This window comes from Streptomyces sp. NPDC045968 (assembly GCF_056430475.1).
Window position 1 is genome coordinate 11,367 of sequence record NZ_JBWKLF010000009.1, and the last position, 16,678, is coordinate 28,044.

General features: G+C 70.0%; 15 protein-coding genes. 10 read left to right on the top strand and 5 right to left on the bottom strand.

The features are described 5' to 3' along the window. Positions 1–172: 172 nt before the first annotated feature. The 5 genes from AC07FA_RS24845 (at position 173) to hemB (ending at position 6,179) form a co-directional block, all read left to right on the top strand. On the top strand, positions 173–943 hold the full coding sequence (locus AC07FA_RS24845; protein ID WP_479078310.1) for a redox-sensing transcriptional repressor Rex: 771 nt from the start codon (positions 173–175) through the stop codon (positions 941–943). After that, positions 940–2,418 (top strand): glutamyl-tRNA reductase, encoded by a 1,479-nt coding sequence (locus AC07FA_RS24850; protein ID WP_479078312.1) that lies wholly within the window; start codon positions 940–942, stop codon positions 2,416–2,418. Before AC07FA_RS24845 ends, AC07FA_RS24850 begins: the two co-directional genes overlap by 4 nt. Then, positions 2,415–3,401 carry a hydroxymethylbilane synthase gene (hemC, locus tag AC07FA_RS24855; protein ID WP_479078313.1) on the top strand — a complete coding sequence of 329 codons (987 nt, stop codon included), beginning with the start codon at positions 2,415–2,417 and terminating at the stop codon, positions 3,399–3,401. Before AC07FA_RS24850 ends, hemC begins: the two co-directional genes overlap by 4 nt. Then, a complete protein-coding gene (locus tag AC07FA_RS24860) occupies positions 3,398–5,065 on the top strand; it encodes a bifunctional uroporphyrinogen-III C-methyltransferase/uroporphyrinogen-III synthase (protein ID WP_479078314.1) in 1,668 nt (555 codons plus the stop codon). The genes hemC and AC07FA_RS24860 overlap by 4 nt, the downstream gene beginning before the upstream one ends. 115 nt (positions 5,066–5,180) lie before the next feature. After that, positions 5,181–6,179 (top strand): porphobilinogen synthase, encoded by a 999-nt coding sequence (hemB, locus tag AC07FA_RS24865; protein ID WP_479078316.1) that lies wholly within the window; start codon positions 5,181–5,183, stop codon positions 6,177–6,179. 116 nt (positions 6,180–6,295) lie between these two features. On the opposite strand, the gene AC07FA_RS24870 is transcribed toward hemB, so the two are convergent. From AC07FA_RS24870 to AC07FA_RS24880, 3 genes are read right to left on the bottom strand one after another with little or no spacing between them, the layout of a single operon-like run. Continuing rightward, a complete protein-coding gene (locus tag AC07FA_RS24870; protein ID WP_479078318.1) occupies positions 6,296–6,958 on the bottom strand; it encodes a maltokinase N-terminal cap-like domain-containing protein in 663 nt (220 codons plus the stop codon). A gap of 25 nt (positions 6,959–6,983) precedes the next feature. Continuing rightward, positions 6,984–7,235 carry a DUF397 domain-containing protein gene (locus AC07FA_RS24875; RefSeq protein ID WP_479078320.1) on the bottom strand — a complete coding sequence of 84 codons (252 nt, stop codon included), beginning with the start codon at positions 7,233–7,235 and terminating at the stop codon, positions 6,984–6,986. Further along, positions 7,232–8,056 (bottom strand): helix-turn-helix domain-containing protein, encoded by an 825-nt coding sequence (locus tag AC07FA_RS24880; RefSeq protein WP_479078321.1) that lies wholly within the window; start codon positions 8,054–8,056, stop codon positions 7,232–7,234. Before AC07FA_RS24880 ends, AC07FA_RS24875 begins: the two co-directional genes overlap by 4 nt. A gap of 113 nt (positions 8,057–8,169) precedes the next feature. On the opposite strand from AC07FA_RS24880, the gene AC07FA_RS24885 reads away from it, so the two are divergent. Then, positions 8,170–8,580, top strand: coding sequence for an ATP-binding protein (locus AC07FA_RS24885; RefSeq protein ID WP_479078323.1), 411 nt, complete (start codon positions 8,170–8,172; stop codon positions 8,578–8,580). Between the two features lie 4 nt (positions 8,581–8,584). Here the strand turns inward: AC07FA_RS24885 and AC07FA_RS24890 are convergent, their stop codons facing one another. Next, complete coding sequence (locus AC07FA_RS24890; protein ID WP_479078325.1) at positions 8,585–9,340, bottom strand: DUF4232 domain-containing protein; 756 nt, start codon at positions 9,338–9,340, stop codon at positions 8,585–8,587. A 372-nt stretch (positions 9,341–9,712) separates the two neighbouring features. On the opposite strand from AC07FA_RS24890, the gene AC07FA_RS24895 reads away from it, so the two are divergent. From AC07FA_RS24895 to AC07FA_RS24905, 3 genes are all read left to right on the top strand, one after another. Further along, positions 9,713–11,080 (top strand): helix-turn-helix domain-containing protein, encoded by a 1,368-nt coding sequence (locus AC07FA_RS24895; protein WP_479078326.1) that lies wholly within the window; start codon positions 9,713–9,715, stop codon positions 11,078–11,080. Between the two features lie 74 nt (positions 11,081–11,154). Then, on the top strand, positions 11,155–12,348 hold the full coding sequence (locus AC07FA_RS24900; RefSeq protein WP_479078328.1) for a phospholipase D-like domain-containing protein: 1,194 nt from the start codon (positions 11,155–11,157) through the stop codon (positions 12,346–12,348). Between the two features lie 123 nt (positions 12,349–12,471). Next, positions 12,472–12,897, top strand: a complete 426-nt coding sequence (locus AC07FA_RS24905) for a hypothetical protein (RefSeq protein ID WP_479078329.1) — start codon at positions 12,472–12,474, stop codon at positions 12,895–12,897. Positions 12,898–12,971: 74 nt separating this feature from the next. Here the strand turns inward: AC07FA_RS24905 and argS are convergent, their stop codons facing one another. Next, a complete protein-coding gene (gene argS, locus AC07FA_RS24910) occupies positions 12,972–14,744 on the bottom strand; it encodes an arginine--tRNA ligase (protein ID WP_479078774.1) in 1,773 nt (590 codons plus the stop codon). Positions 14,745–14,878: 134 nt separating this feature from the next. On the opposite strand from argS, the gene lysS reads away from it, so the two are divergent. After that, positions 14,879–16,642, top strand: a complete 1,764-nt coding sequence (lysS, locus tag AC07FA_RS24915; RefSeq protein ID WP_479078776.1) for a lysine--tRNA ligase — start codon at positions 14,879–14,881, stop codon at positions 16,640–16,642. Positions 16,643–16,678 lie beyond the last annotated feature (36 nt).

The following is a 16,678-nucleotide window of genomic DNA, read 5'->3' on the forward strand; positions in this document are numbered from 1 at the left end:
TGCGGTCCATGGTTCCTGGATCGCGCAGGGAATGCGCGTGACCCCGGTCACTTTGACCGGACAAAACGGACACCATCTTTGTGCACGCGTTCACAAAGACATAGCCTGCATTCGACGGGGCGGTCTTGGTACATACGGCCGCCTGCAGCCCCGCTCATCCCGCAGGAGCACCGTGGCAACTGGCCGAACTCACCGACCGGCGACCCGTAGCCGAGGAATTCCCGAGGCCACCGTCGCCCGACTTCCGCTGTATCTCCGCGCTTTGACGGCGCTCTCCGAGCGCTCGGTTCCCACGGTCTCGTCCGAGGAACTCGCCGCGGCGGCGGGGGTCAACTCCGCCAAGCTCCGCAAGGACTTCAGCTACCTGGGGTCCTACGGCACGCGTGGTGTCGGCTACGACGTCGAGTATCTCGTCTACCAGATCTCCCGCGAGCTCGGGCTCACCCAGGACTGGCCGGTCGTGATCGTCGGTATCGGTAACCTCGGCGCCGCCCTCGCCAACTACGGCGGCTTCGCCTCCCGTGGTTTCCGCGTCGCGGCTCTGATCGACGCCGACCCCGCCATGGCGGGTACGCCCGTCGCCGGGATCGCCGTCCAGCACACCGACGAGCTGGAGAAGATCATCAGCGACAACGGTGTGTCGATCGGTGTCATCTCCACGCCGGCCGGTGCCGCTCAGCAGGTCTGCGACCGGCTCGTCGCCGCGGGAGTGACGTCCATCCTGAACTTCGCCCCGACGGTGCTCTCCGTGCCCGACGGGGTCGATGTGCGCAAGGTCGACCTCTCCATCGAGCTTCAGATCCTCGCCTTCCACGAGCAGCGCAAGGCCGGTGAGGAAGCCGCCGGGAGCAACGCCGAGCAGGCCGACGCGCCGCCGCTGCGTGCGACTCCCACCAGCCGGAAGGGACCCGACGGGGACATGCCCGCCGTGATGCCGGCATGAGCCTCCTCGTCGTAGGTCTGAGCCACCGCAGCGCCCCCGTCTCCGTACTGGAGCGGGCCTCGCTGGCCGCCGACACCCAGGCCAAGCTGTTGCAGGACACCCTCGCCGCGGAGCCCGCGACCGAGGCGGCCGTGCTGGCCACCTGCAACCGCATCGAGCTGTACGCGGACGTGGACAAGTTCCACGCGGGCGTCGCCGAGCTGTCCACGCTGCTCGCCCAGCACAGCGGGGTCGGTCTCGACGAGCTCACTCCCTATCTCTATGTGCACTACGAGGACCGGGCCGTCCACCACCTCTTCTCGGTGGCCTGCGGCCTCGACTCGATGGTGGTCGGCGAGGGACAGATCCTCGGCCAGATCAAGGACGCGCTCGCGCTGGGGCAGGAGCTCCACACCGCGGGACGTCTGCTCAACGACCTCTTCCAGCAGGCGCTGCGGGTCGGTAAGCGCGCGCACAGCGAGACCGGGATCGACCGGGCCGGGCAGTCGCTCGTCACCTTCGGTCTGGAGCAGCTCGCCGACGGCGCCGAGGTCTCCGGCTGGGCGTCCGGCAAGCGCGCCCTGGTGATCGGCGCCGGCTCGATGTCCTCGCTCGCCGCGGCCACCCTGGCCCGTACCGGTGTCGCCGAGATCGTCGTCGCCAACCGGACCAGGGCCCGCGCCGACCGGCTCGTCGAGATCCTCGGCCAGAGCGGCACCGCGGCCCGTGCCGTGGAGATGGCCGCCGTGTCCGGCGAACTGACACGTGCCGATGTCGTCGTCTCCTGCACCGGCGCGACCGGTCTTGTGCTGACCGCCGAGGCCGTCGCCGAAGCGCTCGGCGTGGCGTTCGACGCCGCCGTCGAGGCGCCGGCCGCGCCCCTCGCGGCCACCGCGGAGCTGGACCAGCACGCCGCCTGGGTGGAGAACGGTTCCGCCGCGCAGGAACGTGCCGCTCGCCGGGCCGCCGTGCCCGCCCAGGGCTCGGGCCCCGTCCGGCTCGCCCTGCTCGACCTGGCCATGCCGCGCGACATCGACGGCGCGGCCCACCGCGTCGACGGTGTGCGCCTCGTCGACATCGAGTCGCTCGCCGATGCCTCCGCGGACGCCCCGATGGCCGCCGATGTGGACCAGGTGCGCACCATCGTGGCCGACGAGGTGGCCGCCTTCGGCGCCGCCCAGCGCGCCGCCCACATCACCCCGACCGTCGTCGCCCTGCGCACCATGGCCGCCGATGTGGTGGCCGGCGAGATCGCGCGGCTCGACGGACGCCTCCCCGACCTGGACGAGAAGCAGCGCGCCGAGATCACGCAGACCGTGCGCCGCGTCGTCGACAAGCTCCTGCACGCGCCCACCGTGCGGGTCAAGCAGCTCGCCAGTGAGCCCGGCGGCGCCGGGTACGCCGATGCGCTGCGGGAACTCTTCGACCTTGACCCGCAGACGGTGGCCGCCGTCTCCCGGGCAGACCTGAACGACCCGAATAGAGGGCGGTCATGACCGACAACTCATCCCCGGGCGCGCCCGCCCAGGCGCCGCTCCGGTTGGGAACCCGCCGCAGCAAGCTCGCCATGGCGCAGTCCGGCCTGATCGCAGACGCGGTCAGGGAGGTGACCGGGCGTGCCGTCGAGCTCGTCGAGATCACCACGTACGGAGACACCTCCAAGGAGCATCTCGCGCAGATCGGCGGGACCGGCGTGTTCGTCGCCGCGCTGCGCGAGGCCCTGCTGCGCGGCGAGGTGGACTTCGCCGTCCACTCGCTCAAGGATCTGCCGACGGCCCAGCCCGAAGGTCTCGTCCTGGCCGCCGTGCCGGAGCGCGAGGACCCGCGTGACGTACTCGTGGCGCGGGACGGGCTGACCTTCGAGCAGCTGCCGGCCGGTGCCCGTATCGGCACCGGTTCGCCGCGCCGTATGGCGCAGCTCAACGCGTACGCCCGGTCCCACGGCCTCGACATAGAGACCGTGCCGATACGGGGCAACGTCGATACGCGTATCGGATTTGTACGAAGCGGGGGGCTCGACGCGGTGGTACTCGCCGCCGCGGGGCTCAGCCGCCTCGGCCTGACCGGTGAAGTGACCGACTTCCTGCCGGTCGACACCGTTCTGCCCGCTCCCGGCCAGGGAGCACTGGCGATCGAATGTGCTGCAACCAGCACGGACCTCGCCGCCGCGCTCGCCGAGCTCGACGACCCGTACACCCGGGTCGCCGTGACCGCCGAGCGTGCCCTGCTCGCCGCCCTGGAGGCCGGCTGCTCCGCACCTGTGGGTGCGTTGGCCGACCTCCTGGTCGACGGTCAGACTGTCAACGAACTGCGCCTGCGCGGTGTCGTCGGTTCCACCGACGGTTCCTCGCTGGTGCAGCTGTCCACCACCGGTCCCGTCCCCACGTCGCACGACGACGCGGCGGCCCTCGGTCGCGAGCTCGCGGCCGAGATGCTTGCCAAGGGTGCGGCCGGTCTTATGGGGGAGCGAGCACTTTGAGCCCCACCGGCCCCGCCGCATCCGACTTTCCTGTCCTGCCCGCAGGGCACGTCACCTTCCTCGGCGCCGGTCCCGGCGACCCGGGACTGCTGACCCTGCGCGCCGTCGAGGCGCTCGCGAGGGCGGACGTCCTTGTCGCCGAACCGCACGTGCTCGACGTTGTTCGCTGCCATGCGCGGGCAGGCGTAAGCACGCCTGAGCTGACGGTTGTTGACGTGGCGTCAACAGCCGTCGGGGTGCCCGTTCTCAGGGATGCGGCCAATCTTGTCATGGAGGCAGCGAAGGGCGGCAGGCGGGTCGTCCGAGCTATCTCGGGTGACCCCGGCCTCGACGGCAACGCGGGCGCGGAGATGCTTGCCTGCGCCGCCGCGGGCGTGCCCTTCGAGGTCGTGCCCGGCGTCGCCAACGTCGTGGGCGTGCCCGCGTACGCCGGTGTGCCGCTGCGTGACGCGCAGGGCGCCGACGTCCGTTTCGTCGACGCGCGCACCGCGTCGGACCGCTGCTGGGCCGAGGTCGGCGCGAGCGATGCCACGGCCGTCGTGTCCACGACGCTCGACTCGGTGGCCGCGGCCGCCGGTGAGCTGGTCTCGGCGGGCCGCAAGCCCGACACCCCGCTGACGGTCACGGTCGCCGGTACGACGACCCGCCAGCGCACCTGGACGGCGACGCTCGGGACGATCGCGCAGCTGTTCAAGCAGACGAAGGTGCTCCCGTCGCCCGACGGGCACCAGCCCGTCATAGCCGTGGTCGGTGAGCGCAGCTCCGCTGCCCAGCGTGAACAGCTCGCGTGGTTCGAGTCCAAGCCGATGTTCGGCTGGAAGGTGCTCGTGCCGCGTACCAAGGAGCAGGCGGCTTCACTCTCCGACCAGCTGCGTTCCTACGGCGCCGTGCCGCACGAGGTGCCGACGATCGCCGTCGAGCCGCCGCGTACGCCCCAGCAGATGGAGCGCGCGGTCAAGGGCCTGGTGACGGGGCGCTACGAGTGGATCGCCTTCACTTCGGTCAATGCCGTGAAGGCCGTCCGGGAGAAGTTCGAGGAGTACGGGCTCGACGCCCGTGCCTTCGCCGGGATCAAGGTCGCGGCCGTCGGTGAGCAGACGGCCGCCGCGCTGATCGACTTCGGTGTGAAGCCGGACCTGGTGCCGTCCGGCGAGCAGTCCGCGGCCGGGCTGCTGGAGGACTGGCCGCCGTACGACCCGGTCTTCGACCCGATCGACCGTGTCTTCCTGCCGCGTGCCGACATCGCCACCGAGACCCTGGTGGCCGGGCTCATCGAGCTGGGCTGGGAGGTCGACGACGTCACCGCGTACCGCACGGTCCGCGCCTCGCCGCCGCCCGCCGACACGCGTGAGGCCATCAAGGGCGGCGGTTTCGACGCGGTGCTCTTCACCTCGTCGTCGACGGTGCGCAACCTCGTCGGTATCGCGGGCAAGCCGCACAACGTGACGGTGATCGCGTGCATCGGCCCGGCCACGGCGAAGACCGCCGAGGAGCACGGCCTGCGGGTCGACGTGCTGTCCCCCGAGCCGTCTGTGCACAAGCTGGCCGAGGCGCTGGCGGCGTTCGGCGCGCAGCGCCGGGACGCGGCCAAGGAGGCCGGTGACCCGGTGACCCGGCCGAGCGAGCGGCGTCCGGGTGCGCGGAGACGTCGTACGACGACCTGATCGCCGGAGCGGATCGCACGGGCCCGGCTGCTTCTCCTCGAAGCGGCCGGGCCCGTCGCTTTTTCCGGCACAGGTGTCGGTAAGACGCTGATGTGTACGGGTCTATCGTCGAAGGATGACTGTGTACGGAAACTTCCCCGGCTCCCGCCCCCGCCGGCTCCGGACGACGCCCGTGATGCGGCGCATGGTCGCCGAGACCCGGCTCGATCCGGCGAATCTGATCCTGCCCGCGTTCGTACGCGAGGGCATCGACGCGCCGGTCGCCATCTCGGCCATGCCCGGCGTGCAGCAGCACACCCTGGACACCCTGCGGAAGGCCGCCGTCGACGCGGTGTCGGCCGGGGTCTCGGGGATCATGCTCTTCGGTGTCCCGCTGGACGAGAAGAAGGACGCCCGGGGCACGGCGGGCACCGACCCGGACGGCATCCTCCAGGTGGCGCTGCGCGCGGTCCGGGAAGAGGTCGGCGACGATCTCGTCGTCATGTCCGACCTCTGTCTGGACGAGTACACCGATCACGGCCACTGCGGTGTGCTGACCGAGGACGGCCGCGTCGACAACGACGCGACGCTGGAGCGGTACGCCGAGATGGCTCAGGTCCAGGCGGACGCGGGCGCTCATGTGGTCGGCCCCAGCGGAATGATGGACGGCCAGGTCGGGGTCGTCCGCGACGCGCTGGACCAGACCGGGCACGAGGACGTGTCGATCCTGGCGTACACCGTGAAGTACTCGTCGGCCTTCTACGGGCCGTTCCGTGAGGCGGTCGGGTCCGCGCTGAAGGGCGACCGCAAGACGTACCAGCAGGACCCGGCGAACGCCCGTGAGTCGCTGCGCGAGCTGGCGCTCGACCTCGAAGAGGGCGCCGACATGGTCATGGTGAAGCCGGCCGGACCGTATCTCGACATCCTCGCGAAGGTTGCCGAGTCGGTGGACGTGCCGGTCGCCGCGTACCAGATCAGCGGTGAGTACGCGATGATCGAGGCCGCCGCCGAGCGGGGCTGGATCGACCGCGACGCCGCGATCCTGGAGAGCCTGACGGGGATCCGGCGTGCGGGTGCGCAGATGATCCTGACGTACTGGGCGACCGAGGTCGCGCAGCGGCTGCGGCGCGGCTAGGGGCCCAGCGAGAGCCTTCGGTGGTCTTCGCCTGCTGGGCACCCAGCTCGCCAGCATGCGTACGAGTCAGCTCGCCCTTCGTGGACGCCGCATGAGCTGTCGTACTCGGCGGCAGCTCATGCGGCGTGCTGAACGAGGGCGAACACCGTGCGGGCCTTGGTTCCGTCCGGCAGCGGTGCGTCTGCGGTGACGTGGCCCAGTGCCTGCCCCTCGGGGTCCTGGCCGGGCTGGAGGACGCGGTTGATGTGGATCGCCAGCCGACGCCCGTCGATCGCGGTCTCCACGAGGAGGTCCGTGCCCTCCGGGTCGTCGGTCACGGTCGTGGAGGCGAGCGCCCCGGTGGGGACTGCCTCCGCGAGCCACACGGCGACGGACGGGTCGGGGGTGTCGCTCGTGCTCTGCATCTGCGGTTCGGTCTCGCCGGTGATCAGCGCGAACAGCTGGGCGACGAGCACCGGGTCACGCGCCCCGTCGTACACCCATCGCTGCCCCAGCACCCCGTGCTCGGTCGTACCGATGAGCGCCTCGTCGCCGCCCACGACCGGCGCGCCGCGATAGCTGAACGGCACCTGATACGTGACCGGTTGGTCCCCCGAGGTGTCGGTGACCACCATGAACTCGATCCCCACCTCCCCCTCCGGGTCGTCCAGCCGGAACCCGCCGGTCCTGGCCAGCTCGGGCTGCTGTCCCTTGCCGACGTACCAGGGCTGCGCGGGCAGCCAGGAGGCGAGGAGTTCCAGCTTGGTGGGCGTCAGTGTGGTGCGGTGTATGACAGCCATGGTGGTGGTTGTTCTCCCGTGGGGCTCAGGCGGGTCGCTGGTCGGAGGCGAAGCCGGCGAAGGCAGCCCAGGTGGTGGGCGCGATGGTGAGGGTGGGGCCGTCGGGGTTCTTGGAGTCCCGGACGTGGATGGCGGTGGGGTGGGCTGCGATTTCTACGCAGGCCCCGCCTTCGCTGCCGCTGTAGCTCGACTTGCGCCAGGTGTAGGCGACTTCGAGGCACTCTCCGCCGTCGCTGCCGCTGTAGCTCGACTTGAACCACTCAAGTGCGGTGCTCATTGCTCTCCTAGCAGCTCGTCCAACAGGTCCCTCGTCTCCTCGGTGTTGAGGGCCTGCGTACGCAGCATCGCATACCTCTGCGCGAGGATGCTGATCTCGTCGGGGTCGGAAATGAGTTGGCTGCCGCGCTGGGTTTCGGTGTAGGCAATGCGCTGAAAGTCCGGCGTCTCCACCAGAATGAACGGCCCGTCGAGCCCTGCGTGAGTCCGCCTGCCCGGTGGCATGACCTGGAGGGTGATGCCCGGCAGATCGGCGCAGCCGCGAAGATGGTGCAAGGTCTCCCGGTATACCTCGTTGCCCCCGAGGCGGTCTCGCAGAATGGCCTCGGAAATGACGAAGCTGGTGGTCGGGGGTACTTCGCGGCGCAAAATGTCCTGACGTTTCAGGCGCTTGGAGACATGAACGTCGATCTCTTCCCTGCTGAAGGTGGGGACTCGGCTGTCGAATACGGCTCGGGCATAGCTCTCGGTCTGAAGCAGCCCGGGCAGAACCTGATTCGCGAAGAAGCAGAGGGCGAGTGCCGCCTGCTCCAGGTCCATGTACTGCTCCGCCCACGCCGGGATCAGATCGACCTCCGGCATGTTCTCCACCGCCGTCTCCAGCGCCCCCTTCGTCTCCAGCAGCCGGTCCAGCTGGCGGGCCAGATCGGGCAGGAGTGCGCGTCTGCCCTGCTCGATCGAGGCGATCGTCTCCGCCTGGAGGCGGACCCGGTCCGCCAGTTGGGCCTGGGTCAGGCCGGCCGCGGTGCGGAACACGCCGACCAGTTTGCCCACGAGCTTCATCGCCGACGCGTTCTTGCGCTGCCGTTTCCTGGGGTGCATACGGTCCCCACTCCCCACCCTCGTCCGTACTTCACGCCCGTGCGGCCCGTACAAGAAATCTGTACGGGTGCACGTACTGCTCCACGTTAGTCACGGAGTGTGACTCTCGTCCCATGAACGAGACGATGCACCTCACGCTGCTGCGTGAGCGGTTCTACCGGCGCGAGCGCCGATCGGTCCCCGCCGCGCGGGAGTTCGTCCGCGCGGGGGCCGCCGACTGGGGGTTCGGGGCGCGGCTGGACGACGTACTGCTCTGTGTGAGCGAACTGGCGACCAACGCGCTGGTGCACGGGGTGCCGCCGGGGCGCGGTTACCAAGTGCGGTTGCTGCTGCGGGAGGAGGGCCGGGTCCTGCGGATCGAGGTCCACGACAGCGGCGACGGTGAGCCGGGGGTGCGGGAGCCGGACGGGGAGTCGGGGCGTGGGCTGCTGCTCGTCGACGCGCTGGCCGACCGGTGGGGCGTACGGGAGCGGAACCCCGGGAAGGTCGTCTGGTGCGCCTTCTCGAAGCCCCGCCCCACGTGACCGGTCAGTACATCAGGGCGTCGTCCACGGCGGTCTGCCAGTAGGTGACGGACAGGGTGCTGTCGACGTACACGTCCTTGCCGAGCGTGATGTCCGTGGACGGGCCGGTGGAGCCGGAGCCTTCGCGGCCCTGGAAGCTGACGGTCACGTCCTTGGTGGAGTAGCCGCCCGTGCCGCTGCCGTCCGCGGAGGAGGTCATGACACCGGCGTAGGCGGACGCGCCGGGGGCGAGGGTGACGACGGCCTGCGGCTTGCTCGCCTCGACGGCCTGCGGGGCGGACTGCGCGTCACCGAACTTCAGGAACGGGTAGAAGTAGGCGTTGCAGGTCTTCGAGCCGACGTTGGTCACGGTGAGCAGCATGTGGTTGACGGGGCGGGGCGCGGGGGCGAGCGTCACCTTGGTGTTCCCGCCGTCGCAGGCGAGGGTGGCGGGGCGGCTGTCACCGGTGCCCTGCGGCTGCTTCGCGTCAGGCTGGGCGGTGCTTGAACCGGAATCCTTGGCGTTGCCGGTTCCGGAGGCTGAACCGGTCGGGTCCTTCGTCGTGTCGTCGCCCGTGTCCTTGCCGGTGTCCGATGCCGGGGCCGGTGCGGCTGAGGCCTCCGCCGGCTTCTGGGACGCCGTTCCGGCCGGCTTGGGGGCGGTGTCGCCGGCCGCTGCCGTTCCGTCGCCCTGACAGGCGGTCAGTGACAGGGCGGCGATCAGGGCGGCGGTGCCCAGGGCGGAGGTGCGGGCGGCGCGGCGGAAGCGGAGGTTGCGCATGTGGTGGTTCTCCCCGTTCGAAGGCGTAACTGTGGAGCGCCGTTTGGCGCCTTGAGGTGTGGGCGGGTGTACTGGCGGTCAGAGGAGTGCGGTGACGATCGCGATGCAGGCGATCAGCACGCCGGTGGCGAGTACGTCGGTCAGGGCGAAGGCAGGTCGAGTACGCACGGCGGCTCCCGGGACGGGTGAGGGTGGGATGTACGGGTCGCGGGGAACGCCGCGGTGTGTCCACATCTTGTCCAGGGCCGGAATCCGGTCGCAACGGTTGCCGGGCCACACGGGACGCTGGAACGCTCACACGCACTCTGACCTGCGCGAACAGCACCTGCCTGGAACGCCGTTCCGGGAAGGGACGAGAGGGGAACGGTCGGGGTGGGCACAGAGATCCAGGACTTCGCGGCGCTGCTCAGGGGGCTGAAGGAGCGGTCCGGACTCAGCTACGGGACGTTGGCCCAGAAGCTGCACATGAGCACCTCGACCGTCCACCGGTACTGCAACGGGGACGCTGTCCCGCACGACTACGCACCCGTCGAACGGTTCGCACGGGTCTGCCGTGCGTCGGGGGACGAACTGGTCGCGCTGCACCGGAAGTGGATCCTGGCGGACGAGGCGAAGAGGCGGAAGGTGCCGGGGGCGGTGGCGGAGGCGGAGGCGGACGCAGAGGTGGAGGCCGTGTCCGGCGCGCCCGAAGCGGAACCGGAGCCCGAACCCGAACCGGAGCCCGAACCCGAAGCCGTACCGGAGCCCGAACCCGTACCGGAGCCCGGTCCTCCGTCCGCTCCGGTCCGCGCTCCCGGGAGGAGCAACCGGCCCCTGCGCATCGCGCTCGTCGCCGCTGCCGTCGTGGCGCTCGCCGTCCCCACCACCCTGGTGCTCGGCAGGATGGGTTCATCGCAGGGCAGCGACAGGGTCACCTCGGGCAAGGCGGAGGCAACGGGCGCGGACGCTTCACGCCGCCCGAGCGCAGGGGCGAAGCCGTCCGGCAGGGCGACGGCGGGCGGGAAGGCGTCGGGCAGTCCCTCGCCCCTGGTCACCGACGCGTCCGCTTCCGCATCCGTTCCGGCGGGGCCGTCGCGGAAGGTGACGCCGCGGACGTCCGGCGGCGCCGACGCGAGGACGCCCGTTCCGTTCGCCGTGAACATCCGCCCGGAGACCTGGGAGGACAAGTGTGACCAGACCTACATGCTGGACCGGAAGCCGCAGAGGGTGCCGCCGCCGCCCTATGAGCCCGACGCGGGCGCCTGGGCCGGTGCCCTCGGAGCCGTACCGGGCGGGCTGAAGCGCATGGAGCTGGTCGTGCAGGGAAAGGGGGCGGAGCCCGTCGTCCTCCAGGACATGCACGTACGGGTCGTGGGCCGCACGGCGGCACCCGCCTGGCAGGCGTACTCCATGTTGCAGGGCTGCGGGAGCGGCGTGCTGGTGTCCACGTACGAGGTCAACCTCGACGCCGCCCGCCCGCTGTTCAAGGCGGTCCCGACGGACAACGGGGAACGCACGCTGGCCGCCAATCCGCTGCCGCTCAAGACGTCCGTGAACGACCCGGTCGTCCTGGTGGTGTACGCCCGCACCCAGACGTACGACGCCCGCTGGTATCTGGAGCTGGAGTGGAGCAGCGGCGAGCGGAGCGGCACGATGCGCATCGACGACAACGGGCAGCCGTTCCGGACGATGAGCATGAATGACCGGCCGCTGTACGACTACTGGCCCGAGAAGAAGACCTGGGTCCTGCGGGACTACTGACCGTGGCGGTGGAGGCGGGAGAGGGCGGGAGTACAGTCGGTCGGCGTTCCATTCCCTCCACGGCCAGGTGAACGATGTCCCGCAGCTCAGGTGATAGACCGGACCCCCTCTTCGAGGAGCGCATACTGCGCCTGCGGCGAAGGCTGGAGCGGCTGATCGGTATCGCGGCGTCCGAAGGCAACGCGCTGGTCCCGTTCCGTAACGGTGATGCGATCTTCGCCGCGATGCTGGACGCCATCCGTGGCGCCGAGCACACCGTGGACATGATGACGTTCGTGTACTGGCGCGGTGACATAGCCAGGGACTTCGCGGAGGCGCTCGCCGGCCGTGCCCGCGCCGGCCTGCGGGTGCGGCTGCTGCTGGACGGGTTCGGCAGCCGGCTCATAGAGCAGGGTCAGCTGGACATGATGAGCGAGGCCGGGGTGGAGGTGGCGTGGTTCCGCAAGCCGCTGCATCTGTCGCCTTTCAAGCAGAACCACCGCTGCCACCGGAAGGTGCTGGTCGTCGACGAGACGACGGCCTTCACGGGCGGCGTGGGGATCGCCGAGGAGTGGTGCGGCGACGCCCGTAACGAGAACGAGTGGCGCGATACGCACGTCCGGTTGCGCGGCCCCGCCGTGGACGGTCTGGCTGCCGCGTTCGCGCAGAACTGGGCCGAGTGCCACGAAGAGCTCTTCGACAAGGACGACCGGTTCGTCGAACACTCGCCGCAAGGTGACGCGGTGGTCCAGGTGGTGCGGGGTTCGGCCAGTTTCGGGTGGCAGGACATGCAGACCCTGTTCCGGGTCATGCTGGAGTCCGCCGAGGAGCGCGTGCGGATCTGCACCGCCTACTTCGCGCCCGATGCGTACTTCATCGAACTGCTCTGCGCGACCGCGCGTCGCGGTGTCACGGTGGAGATCCTGCTGCCGGGGCCGCACACGGACAAACGGGTCTGCAGGCTCGCCGGACAGCACTACTACGAGGAACTCACCGCCTGTGGGGTGAAGATCTTCCAGTATCAGCCGACGATGATGCACGCCAAGGTGATGACGGTCGACAACGTCGCCTCGCTGATCGGCTCGACCAACTTCAACCGGCGCTCGCTCGACCACGACGAAGAAGTCATGCTGGCCGTGCTGGACCCGGAGCTCACCGCCACGCTGGACGGTCATTTCGAGGACGACCTGCGGCAGAGCGAGCTGATCCGTCCAGGCCGGTGGAAGCGCCGGTCATGGGCGCAGCGGGCCCGTGAGGTCGCGGTCGTGCCGATACGCCGGTACCTCTGACGCAGAGGCCCGGCGCGGGTGTGACCGGCGCGGGCGTGTTCGTACCGGGTGTGTCCGTACCGGTGCCGGGCAGGTGACGGTCGAAAATGTGCGCCGTCATGCTCTCGTGTGGAAGGGATACCCATGAGCGAGTTCGCCGGGACATCGCAGGACTCGACATCGGTGATCACCGAGCCGGTCCCCGACCTCCAGCTTCAGCTGCTGATCCAGCTTCTCGACCGTGAGCTGCGGTCGAGCCTGCCGATCACGCTCAACGTCCCCAGCGGAGTGCTGTACGGCGACATCATCGGCCACGAGGCGTGGAAGGCGGAGTGGTCGAGGAGCGTGCGCCAGGCGGGTGGCGACGCGGCGAACCTGATCGCCGAGTTTCCCGAGACGGTGGACCAGGGGATCAGGGAACTCCAGGCCGGGGACGACTCCCAGCTGCCCCGGTGGATTCACCTGCGGAACGCGACGCTGGTCGTCGGCGCCGTGAACTCCGTGTCGATGCCGCTGTGGCGCGGCCGGCTGGCCGATGTGTCCGGCTGGGGGCTGGGCCAGCCCCAGTAGCCGCCCGTTGACGGGCGAGGCCCCGCACGTGTCGTGCGGGGCCTCGCCCTTACGCCATCAATCCGGGTGAACGCTCAGAGGCGCTCGGGCGTCCGGATGCCGAGGAGCTTCATGCCCTGGTGGAGCGTGCGGGCGGTGAGCTCGACGAGGAACAGACGGTTCTCGACGACCTCTGCCGGATTCTCGTCGCTCAGGACCTGGCACTGGTCGTAGAACGTGGTGAGGTGCGAGGCCAGCTGGTAGAGGTACGCGGCGAGCTTGTGCGGCTCGTACCCGGCGGCGACCTCGGACAGGACCTCGCCGAACTGGTCCAGGTGCAGACCCAGCGCGCGCTCGGCCGGGGCCAGCTCCAGCTCCGGGTGCGCGGCCGGCTTCGCGTCGCCGGCCTTGCGCAGGATGGAGCGGATACGCGCGTACGCGTACTGGAGGTAGACCGACGTGTCGCCGTTCAGCGACACCATCTGGTCCAGGTCGAACTTGTAGTCCCGCACCGCGGACGTCGACAGGTCCGCGTACTTCACGGCCCCGATACCGACGTACCGGCCGTTCTCGACGATCTCCTCCTCGCTGAGGCCCACCTTCTCGGCCTTCTCGCGGACCACCGCCGTCGCCCGGTCGATCGCCTCGTCCAGCAGGTCCACCAGCCGGACCGTCTCGCCCTCACGGGTCTTGAACGGCTTGCCGTCCTTGCCGAGGACCGTGCCGAAGGCCAGCTGGTGCGCCTTCACGTCCTCGTTGAGCCAGCCCGCGCGGCGGGCCGTCTCGAAGACCATCTTGAAGTGCAGGGACTGCCGGGCGTCCACGACGTACACCAGGCTGTCCGCCTTGAGGTTCCGCACCCGGTCACGGATCGCGGAGAGGTCGGTCGCCGCATAGCCGTAGCCGCCGTTCGTCTTCTTGACGATCAGCGGAACCTTGTTGCCGTCGGGACCCTTCACATCGTCGAAGAACACGCACAGCGCGCCCTCGGAGCGGACGGCGACGCCCGTCTCCTCCAGGATCCGGCAGGTGTCCTCAAGCATGTCGTTGTAGCCGGACTCGCCGACGACGTCGGGGTCGTGGATGTCCATGTCGAGCTTGTTGAAGACGGAGTAGAAGTAGATCTTCGACTCGTCGACGAAGCGCTGCCACATGGTGAGCGTCTCGGGGTCGCCCGCCTGGAGTGCCACGACCCGGTCCCGGGAGCGGGCCTTGAACTCCTCGTCGGAGTCGAAGAGCACCCGCGACGCCTTGTAGAGGCGGTTCAGCGACGACATGGCCGCTTCGCCGTCCTCGGCGCCGCCCTGGTGGTCCAGCTCGTGCGGGTGCTCGATCAGATACTGGATGAGCATGCCGAACTGCGTGCCCCAGTCGCCGATGTGGTGGCGCCGGACCACGTTCTCGCCGGTGAACTCCAGGATCTGCACCATCGCGTCGCCGATGACCGCCGACCGCAGATGGCCGACGTGCATCTCCTTCGCCACGTTCGGCTGGGCGTAGTCGATGACCGTCGTGCCCGGATTCCCGGCGAGCGGTACGCCGAGGCGGCCCTCGCCGTCCGTGGCGCGGGCGGCCAGGGTCTCGATGATCGCCTTGTCGGTCAGCGTGATGTTGAGGAAGCCGGGGCCCGAGACCTCGATGTCCTTGATCAGGTCGCCCGCCGGAAGGGCGGCCGTGACCTGGGACGCGAGCTCACGCGGGTTTCCCTTGAGCTTCTTGGCGAGCGCGAGGATGCCGTTGGCCTGGAAGTCGGCCCGGTCGCTTCGGCGCAGCAGCGGGTCCGCGGTGCCGGCATCCGGCAGTGCTGCCGTCAGGGCATCCGCCAGCTGCTGCTGGAGCGTGGAAGCGAGGGAATTGACCGAGGCCATGAGCTGGCTGCCGTTTCCGTAGGGGTACAAGGGATCGCCCAAGTATCCCACGCGGTGTAAAGCCGTTTTCGCGCTGTGGGGCGTACCTGGGAGAATGGGCGGTGCCCCCGATGGGATCTACACGAGAGAAGGACGTGCCGACCGTGGCCGAGAGTCAGACAAGCACCGAGACCGACTGGGTCTCCCGCTTCGCGGACGATGTCATCGCCGAATCGGAGCGTCGTGCGCCTGGCAAACCGGTCGTCGTCGCCTCCGGTCTGTCCCCGTCGGGCCCCATCCACCTCGGCAACCTCCGCGAGGTCATGACCCCGCACCTGGTCGCCGACGAGATCCGCCGCCGCGGCCTCACCGTCCGGCACCTGATCTCCTGGGACGACTACGACCGCTACCGCAAGGTGCCGGCCGGCGTCCCCGGCGTGGACGAGAGCTGGGCCGAGCACATCGGCAAGCCGCTGACCTCGGTGCCCGCCCCGGCCGGGTCCGCGTACCCGAACTGGGCCGAGCACTTCAAGGCCGCCATGACCGGGGCGCTCGACGAGCTCGGTGTCGAGTACGACGCGATCAGCCAGACCGAGCAGTACCTCGCGGGCACGTACCGCGAGCAGATCCTGCACGCCATGAAGCACCGCGGCGCCATCGACGCGGTCCTCGACCGCTACCGGACGAAGAAGGACCCGGCCGCGGCGGCCAAGGGCGGCAAGAAGCCCCAGCAGCAGAAGAAGGTCGACGAGGCCGAGCTGGAGGCCGCGGAGGGCTCCGGCGCGGCGGACGAGGACGACGGCAGCGGGAACACCGCCGGCTACTTCCCGTACAAGCCCTACTGCGGCAACTGCGAGAAGGACCTCACCGTCGTCACCTCGTACGACGACGACAGCACCGAGCTGAACTACACCTGCTCGGCCTGCGGCTTCGCCGAGACCGTCCGGCTGAGCGAGTTCAACCGCGGCAAGCTGGTCTGGAAGGTCGACTGGCCGATGCGCTGGGCGTTCGAAGGCGTGATCTTCGAGCCGAGCGGGGTGGACCACTCCTCACCCGGCTCCTCGTTCGTCGTCGGCGGCCAGATCGTGCGCGAGATCTTCGACGGCGTGCAGCCGATCGGCCCGATGTACGCGTTCGTCGGCATCTCCGGCATGGCGAAGATGTCCTCCAGCAAGGGCGGCGTCCCGACGCCCGCCGACGCGCTGAAGATCATGGAAGCGCCGCTGCTGCGCTGGCTGTACGCGCGCCGCAAGCCCAACCAGTCCTTCAAGATCGCCTTCGACCAGGAGATCCAGCGGCTGTACGACGAGTGGGACTCGCTGGCGCGCAAGGTCGCCGAGGGCTCCGTGCTGCCGGCCGACGCCGCGGCCTACGCGCGGGCCGTCGGCACGGCCGCCGGTGCGCTGCCGAGCACCCCGCGCCCGCTGCCGTACCGCACCCTCGCCTCCGTCGCCGACATCACGGCCGGGGCCGAGGACCAGACGCTGCGCATCCTCAGCGAGCTGGACCCGGAGAACCCGCTGACCTCGCTCGACGAGGCACGGCCCCGTCTCGACCGCGCCGAGAACTGGATCACCAGCCAGGTCCCGGCCGAGGCGCGGACCATCGTCCGCGACGAGCCGGACAAGGAACTCCTCGGCTCGCTGGACGAGCAGGGACGGGAGTCGCTGCGGCTGCTCCTGGAGGGGCTGGACTCGCACTGGTCGCTCGACGGGCTGACCACGCTCGTCTACGGCGTACCGAAGGTGCTGGCCGGGCTGGAGGCGGACGCCAAGCCGACGCCGGAGCTGAAGGTGGCCCAGCGGTCGTTCTTCGCACTGCTGTACCGGCTGCTGGTCAGCCGCGACACCGGGCCGCGGCTGCCCACGCTGCTGCTCGCGGTCGGGGCGGACCGGGTGCGCAGGCTCCTCGGCGCGTAGGGGCCACGACGAGGCGGAGGGCCGTCACCCGGTGAG

What these genes read in the sequence shown, in the direction of transcription:
- AC07FA_RS24850 (WP_479078312.1), top strand. Translation starts at nt 940, where the DNA reads ATGAGCCTCCTCGTCGTAGGTCTGAGCCACCGCAGCGCCCCCGTCTCC.
- hemC (WP_479078313.1), top strand. Translation starts at nt 2,415, where the DNA reads ATGACCGACAACTCATCCCCGGGCGCGCCCGCCCAGGCGCCGCTCCGG.
- hemB (WP_479078316.1), top strand. Translation starts at nt 5,181, where the DNA reads ATGACTGTGTACGGAAACTTCCCCGGCTCCCGCCCCCGCCGGCTCCGG.
- AC07FA_RS24870 (WP_479078318.1), bottom strand. Translation starts at nt 6,958, where the DNA reads ATGGCTGTCATACACCGCACCACACTGACGCCCACCAAGCTGGAACTC.
- AC07FA_RS24875 (WP_479078320.1), bottom strand. Translation starts at nt 7,235, where the DNA reads ATGAGCACCGCACTTGAGTGGTTCAAGTCGAGCTACAGCGGCAGCGAC.
- AC07FA_RS24880 (WP_479078321.1), bottom strand. Translation starts at nt 8,056, where the DNA reads ATGCACCCCAGGAAACGGCAGCGCAAGAACGCGTCGGCGATGAAGCTC.
- AC07FA_RS24885 (WP_479078323.1), top strand. Translation starts at nt 8,170, where the DNA reads ATGAACGAGACGATGCACCTCACGCTGCTGCGTGAGCGGTTCTACCGG.
- AC07FA_RS24890 (WP_479078325.1), bottom strand. Translation starts at nt 9,340, where the DNA reads ATGCGCAACCTCCGCTTCCGCCGCGCCGCCCGCACCTCCGCCCTGGGC.
- AC07FA_RS24900 (WP_479078328.1), top strand. Translation starts at nt 11,155, where the DNA reads ATGTCCCGCAGCTCAGGTGATAGACCGGACCCCCTCTTCGAGGAGCGC.
- AC07FA_RS24905 (WP_479078329.1), top strand. Translation starts at nt 12,472, where the DNA reads ATGAGCGAGTTCGCCGGGACATCGCAGGACTCGACATCGGTGATCACC.
- argS (WP_479078774.1), bottom strand. Translation starts at nt 14,744, where the DNA reads ATGGCCTCGGTCAATTCCCTCGCTTCCACGCTCCAGCAGCAGCTGGCG.